At 58.7% G+C, this 6,219-nt stretch carries 4 protein-coding genes; 3 read left to right on the plus strand and 1 reads right to left on the minus strand.

All coding sequences use genetic code 11. From position 1 onward, the window contains the following. Nucleotides 1–98: 98 nt before the first annotated feature. Complete coding sequence (locus OUZ45_RS05100; RefSeq protein WP_266168853.1) at nt 99–968, minus strand: efflux RND transporter periplasmic adaptor subunit; 870 nt, start codon at nt 966–968, stop codon at nt 99–101. Between the two features lie 664 nt (nt 969–1,632). Between OUZ45_RS05100 and OUZ45_RS05105 the strand changes: the two genes are divergently transcribed. The 3 genes from OUZ45_RS05105 to fabD all read left to right on the plus strand — a co-directional run bounded on the left by OUZ45_RS05105 (nt 1,633) and on the right by fabD (nt 6,008). Next, nucleotides 1,633–1,908 (plus strand): hypothetical protein, encoded by a 276-nt coding sequence (locus OUZ45_RS05105; RefSeq protein WP_266168854.1) that lies wholly within the window; start codon nt 1,633–1,635, stop codon nt 1,906–1,908. Nucleotides 1,909–1,965: 57 nt separating this feature from the next. Further along, entirely contained in the window at nt 1,966–2,178 is a 213-nt protein-coding gene (locus tag OUZ45_RS05110) for an MbtH family protein (RefSeq protein ID WP_266168855.1), read from the plus strand. Nucleotides 2,179–2,315: 137 nt separating this feature from the next. Next, entirely contained in the window at nt 2,316–6,008 is a 3,693-nt protein-coding gene (gene fabD / locus OUZ45_RS05115) for an ACP S-malonyltransferase (RefSeq protein WP_266168856.1), read from the plus strand. Nucleotides 6,009–6,219: the final 211 nt, after the last annotated feature.

Genomic DNA, 6,219 nt, shown 5'->3' on the forward strand with positions numbered 1-6,219 from the left:
TAGAGAATGTGGTGAATGCGAAAAGGTGCCTGGCCGTTATTGCGGCCAGTGCGGGATCGCCTTCGTTGTTGCTTGAAAGGCGATCCCTGCCATCTTGTTTATGGGCCTAGCGTTGCCTTGCACTTGACGCCCGAGGGCAGGTCAAGCTTCGGGTTGGGCAAATCCATGAAAACGACAAAGGTGCCGCTGGCCGCATCGACGATGCGGTCGACGCTGGTGATCTTCGCGGCGTAAGGCTGCTCGGGTTGAATCTCGGATACGACCGTGGCGGCCATGCCGAGCTTGGGCACGCCAAAGGCGCGCATCGGCATCACCACGCGCACGTGCAACGGATTGAGTTGCGCGACTTTCAATACAGCGTGCTTGGTGGCGTTGGGCTCGAAGATTTCGCCCGGCCACATCATCTGATCCACCACCACGCCGTCGAACGGACTGCGGATGGTGCGCAGATTGAGCTGGCTGGACTGCTGCACGTATTCGAGGCGCGCCTGCTCGCGATTTTCCTTCGCGACCACCAGCTCGGCCTGCGCCTGTTTGAATTCGGCCTCGGCGTCATCGCTGTCCTGATGCGACATCAGCTTCTCGGCCGCCATGTCGCGGCGGCGAGTGAATTTGCGCTGGGAGAATTCGATCTTGCTCGCGGCCAGTTGGGTCGGTCCGGCGAGCTGCGATTTGTAGTGAGCAAGGTCAGCCGCGGCCTGTTCGGCGTGCGACTCCAGCGAGGCGAGCACCTGGTTGCGACCGACCCGGTCGCCGCGTTTGACCAACACATGATCGAGCACACCACTGACCGGAGCGCCCAGCTCCACCGTCTGCATCGGTTCGATCAGGCAGTCGTAGGCGACACCGGCATGAAGCGCGGTGGAGGCCAGTAGCAGCGGAGAAAAGGTGGCACCGAGAGTTGCGGCTTTGAAGGCAAGAATCCGTGCGCCGCGACCTCCCAGAACTGCTCTGGGTGTACGAGTCATTCCATTGTTCCCTGTTTCGCGACCGTCAGCGGAGCCCCTGACCCCACCGTACAAATTCGCGCCCGATAAATTATCGGTTCAAAGTATGACGAGCAAGTGATTTTGATGCGTAAGTTATTGCGGTCGCGGGGTTGGACTGCCGGACCAAGACATTGGGCTTAAGCCGCGTGTGGCGAGTTTGTTGCAAACGGCGTCCTTCCCGCTTTTGCCGGAGCCCACCCCGCACTCGATTCGGGGGTAGGCTCCTACCGATGGGGTGTATGGGGTGGCGTCATGGTGCGTATGAGGGTTGACGAAGCCATGCTCCGTCGAGGTGGCTTTAGTATGTTTTTGCGGAAATACGCAAGATCATGCTGGTTGACAAACCGGGCCGTATTCTTCGAAGTATGTGAGCACTAAGCAGAGGGGACTGCTGCGGCATGGCCTGCTCCATGCGCGTTTGAGAATGGACTCAAGAGGCCATGCCAATACGCGGGGAATGGCCAAGGTCTGCAGCAGCTGCTTCCATCTATTCAAGCAACACATCAAGTAGAAGACGAACTCATTGCTCACGAGGCGATGAGTGCCGCTGAGTAGGGCGCTCAGGTTGAGGCGATACATGGAGTATGTGGGGACTAATTCGGGTGCCGCTTCGCGGTGCCGCACGGCGGAGACCTTTAATCGCTTGAGCCGCAGCTCAAGCGATCAAGGCGGCATCATTCGTGCCAATGCGCTGGCATCCCATCAGAAAAAATCCTATCTATGTCGTCCTGATACCCAGGTCACGTTCCTCTCAAGCGCAATAGGTATCGTTGCCGCCATAAATCGATCCTGCGGCTTTCGCGCCGAGATCGCGAACGACACCCTGATGACGGACCAGCTCTGGATGAGCAGGCACTCCTATTCCGCAGGGTGTCTTATTCATACCCAAAGCACGTTGCAAGCCATCTTTTCCATGTAGTGGTAGGTCAATCGGCCCGTAAGGGCGATTGCGTATTTCTTTTGCAAAGGAGCGTGCATGTCTACCAGCTTGAGCCAGTCGGATGCGATGTATGAAGTGGTGGTCAACCAAGAAGGGCAATATTCGATTTGGCCTGTGAACAAAGCCGTGCCACATGGATGGACGAAAGCAGGTAAGCAGGGCTCAAAAGAAGCTTGCCTTGAATTCATTAGGGAAGTTTGGACCGATATGCGTCCGCATTCGCTTCGTGCCCGGGTGCAGTCCGGTTAGCTAACGTCGCGAGCGGCGAAATGAAATAAAACGGCGGCATCCTAGCCTGGGCGTGACATGCTGGATAAGCGTGGCCTGTTTCTTTGCGCGCGCTTTCCGTCGCTATGCACCCGTTCGTGCACGCTCAAGGAGGCTGTTTGTACGGTCTGCCATATTTCCCGAATTCGCCAACCCAGCCCGATCTTGGTGGCCATGGGTGGCGTGATTTTGAAGTGGAGTTATCGCCCAGCATGTGTGCGCAGCACGTGAAAACCGTCTTTCTTTTTTCTGGGCAGGGTTCGCACCATTTTCAAATGGGCCGGGAGCTATTCGAGCGTGATGCCTGCTTTCGCGCCACTCTGTTGCACACAGATAGCGTGGTGCGCGAACGTTGTGGCGAATCGGTATTGGCCGCGCTGTTCGCAGAACGCAATACCAGGGATATCCCATTCAATCGCCTCTTGCACAGTCATTCCGCCATCTTCATGGTGGAATACGCGTTGGCGAAATCGCTGATCGACAGTGGCGTGCGCGCCGACATGGTGCTTGGCGCGAGCCTGGGGAGCTTTGCCGCGGCGGCCGTGGCGGGCTACATCGATCCGGATGCCGCGTTGCTGGCCGTGATCGAGCAGGCGATCGCACTGGAAGAGCGCAGCGAGCCTGGCTGCATGATCGCGGTCGTGGGTGAGCCGGAGCGCTATCTCACGCCTGAATTACTTGCGCTTTGTGAGCTCGGGGCGAGCAACTTCGCTACCCACTCGGTGATCTCGCTACCGGAACCGAACGTTGCCGCGGTCGAAACCCATCTTCGCCGGCATGGCGTGGCGTTCCAGCGACTTCCGGTCAACTTCGCTTTTCATTCGCGCTGGATCGACGCCGCCAGACAACCCTACGAGGAGTTTCTGAAAGCGCTTCCACTTCGGAAGGGCGAGGTTCCCATCGCATGTTGCGCTACCGGCAAGCTCTTGGATGCCTTGCCCACGGGTCACTTCTGGTCGGTCGTACGCGACCCGATCCTCTTTTCGCAAACGATCAGCCTGATCAAATTCAGCCTGATCGAATCCCAGGGCAGCTTCCGCTATATCGATGTCGGTCCCGGCGGAACGATGGCGACGTTCCTGAAATACGCACTGCCGACCGATTCGACATCCCAGGTACATCAGGTCATGTCGCCCTTCGGTGGTGACGCGGACCGGCTGGCCGAATTGACTGCGCGCTCTCGATCAAAGGCTGCTCGATCAGAGACTGCTCGATCAGAGGCTGCTCATCCGGCGACTTCTCAATCAGCAACTTCTCGATCGACGAGGCGAACCATGAATCAATCAATGGACTCGGTGACATCGGATCACCAAGACGAGCAGGCACAGAACGGACGCATCATGGAGTCGCGCAACATGAAGGCCATCATCTTTCCCGGCCAAGGCTCCCAGTTCAAGGGCATGGGCAAGGACCTCTTTCCGCTCTTCCCGGAACGAGTCAAGAGCGCGTCCGACATTCTTGGCTATTCGCTGGAGGATCTGTGCCTTAACGATCCCCAAGGACATTTGTCGCTGACGCAATACACGCAGCCCGCGCTGTTTGTGGTCAATGCGCTTCACTACTACGCGCTGCATGACCACAGGCGGCAAGAGCTGCATGCCGATTCCGAAACCGATGCGCAACCGGATTTCCTCGCGGGTCATAGCCTCGGCGAATACAACGCCTTGCTCGCGGCAGGGGTGTTCTCCTTTGAAACAGGCCTGCGCCTTGTCAAGAAGCGCGGAGAACTGATGGGAGCCGCTCGCGGCGGCGGGATGGCGGCCGTGCTGGGCATCTCGGCCAAGGAAGTCAGGGCGATGCTCGACGAGCATGAACTTATGCAGATCGACATCGCCAACCTCAATACACCCACGCAAACCGTGATTGCCGGTGACAACAACGCACTTGCTGCGGCGTCCGAACTGTTTGCACGAAAGAATGTGCGCTGTGTGACGTTGAATGTCAGCGCGGCATTCCACTCCCGCCACATGCGATCGGCGCAGGCCGAGTTTGCCGAATTCTTGCGACCATTCTCTTTTGCGGCGCCAAAGATCACAGTGATCGCCAACGCTACCGCGCGTCCTTACGCCCCAACTCGCATGGCCGAAACCTTGGCCGCGCAAATGGCAGCGCCGGTGCAGTGGGTGGATTCGATCCGCTACCTGATGGGGAAGGGGGATGTCGAGTTCCAGGAAATCGGAGCGAGCGTGCTTTCCAAAATGGTTGTCGAAATAAAGGCCAAGGCAACCCCGATTGTCGACGATGCGCCGGGCGCTCGGCTCGAGAACGACGCTGATATGCGTGGGGCCATGCAAGGCGAGGAAGAGGTGGTCTCGAGCGCGGCTGACCCAAAGGCGAATAGTGCCGAGAGAGCACCTGGAATAAGCGAGGTAACCGGCCGCAGTGTGCCGCTTCGGATAGAAGCGACGTCGCTCGGTAGCGAGGTGTTTCAGCGTCGATATGGCTTGAAATACGCCTATATGGCGGGTGCGATGTATCGCGGCGTCGCCTCTGCCGATCTGGTAATAAAAATGGGCAAGGCGGGCTTGCTGAGCTTTTTCGGCTCGGGTGGGCTTTCGCTCAACAAGATCGAGGCGAACATCGTTCGCATACAGGGCGAGTTGAATCATGCCGGATGGAATCAGGCTGAATCGAATCAGGCCGAATGGAATCGGGCTGAGCGGAATCAGGGCCGACCCTACGGCATGAACCTGCTGGCGAACTATGAATACCCCGCGCAAGAGGAGGCGGTGGTCGACCTGTATCTCAAATACGGGGTCAAGAACATCGAGGCGGCGGCCTTCATGCAAATGACGCTGGCCCTGGTCAGGTTTCGCTTGCAAGGACTGCGCACGAACGCGCGCAACGAGATCGTTTGCGACCACCACATCGTGGCGAAAGTGTCGCGTCCGGAAGTGGCGAGGGCGTTCATGTGTCCGCCGCCGCTCGCCATCGTGGAGAAGTTGCTGGAGCGCCACTTGATCACGTCGCAGCAGGCGGAGTGGTCGCAACGCATTCCAGTCAGCCACGACATCTGCGTCGAAGCCGATTCCGGCGGCCACACCGATGGCGGCATCGCGGCCGTGATGCTGCCGCCGCTACTGCGACTCCGTGACGAGATGCAGCGGGCGCACGGCTACATGGAGCCGATCTGCATGGGGCTGGCGGGCGGCATCGGCGGGCCTGAAGCGGCGGCCTCGGCGTTCCTGCTTGGCGCGGATTTCGTCGCGACCGGTTCGATCAACCAGTGCACCGTCGAAGCCGGCATGAGTCCGGACGGAAAGTCGATGCTGCAGGAAATGGACATCCAGGACACCGAATATGCGCCGGCGGGGGACATGTTCGAGATTGGCGCACAGGTTCAAGTGATGAAGAAGTCTGTCTTCTTCCCGGCGCGGGCAAACAAGTTGCTTTCGCTCTACCGCCATTACGAAAGCCTGGATGACATACCACAGCGCACCCGGAACCAGTTGGAAGGCACGTTCTTCAAGAAGACGTTCGACGAGATCTGGCACGAGACGGCGAATTATTTCAAATCGGTCAACCTCGAGCATGAAGTAGCCAAGGCGGAAGCCAATGGGAAGCACAAGATGGCGCTGGTGTTTCGCTGGTACTTCGCCTATTGCACGCGCATTGCCATGGAAGGCAAGGGAGAAGACCGCGTGAACTATCAAATCCAGACGGGCCCGGCATTGGGCTCGTTCAATCAGTGGGTCAAAGGGACGGAATTGGAATCATGGACCAAGCGGCACGTGGATCACATCGCGATCAAGATCATGGATGCGACGGCAGAGCACCTCACACGGTCCTTTGCCCGCTTTTTCAGTAGCTGAAGAAGCGGCCTGGCATGGGCTCGCCTGACTAGCGCAGAGCCGCAGCCTTCGGTCATGTGACCTGGACGGTCGAAGCGACGGTATCGCGTACCGCGCGTGCAAACGATCCAGCTCCTCGCGGAGTTGCCTGGTCGAGGCGGGCTGCCGCTTCGACCGCGGCCATCAGGTTGACCGAAGCATCCAATGAGCACACCACAGGATAGGCACGATC

The organism is Dyella subtropica, assembly GCF_026283965.1.
Classification (GTDB): domain Bacteria; phylum Pseudomonadota; class Gammaproteobacteria; order Xanthomonadales; family Rhodanobacteraceae; genus Dyella_D; species Dyella_D subtropica.

Coding starts and splice junctions, on each gene's coding strand:
- OUZ45_RS05100 (WP_266168853.1), bottom strand. CDS start 968: ATGACTCGTACACCCAGAGCAGTTCTGGGAGGTCGCGGCGCACGGATT.
- OUZ45_RS05110 (WP_266168855.1), top strand. CDS start 1,966: ATGTCTACCAGCTTGAGCCAGTCGGATGCGATGTATGAAGTGGTGGTC.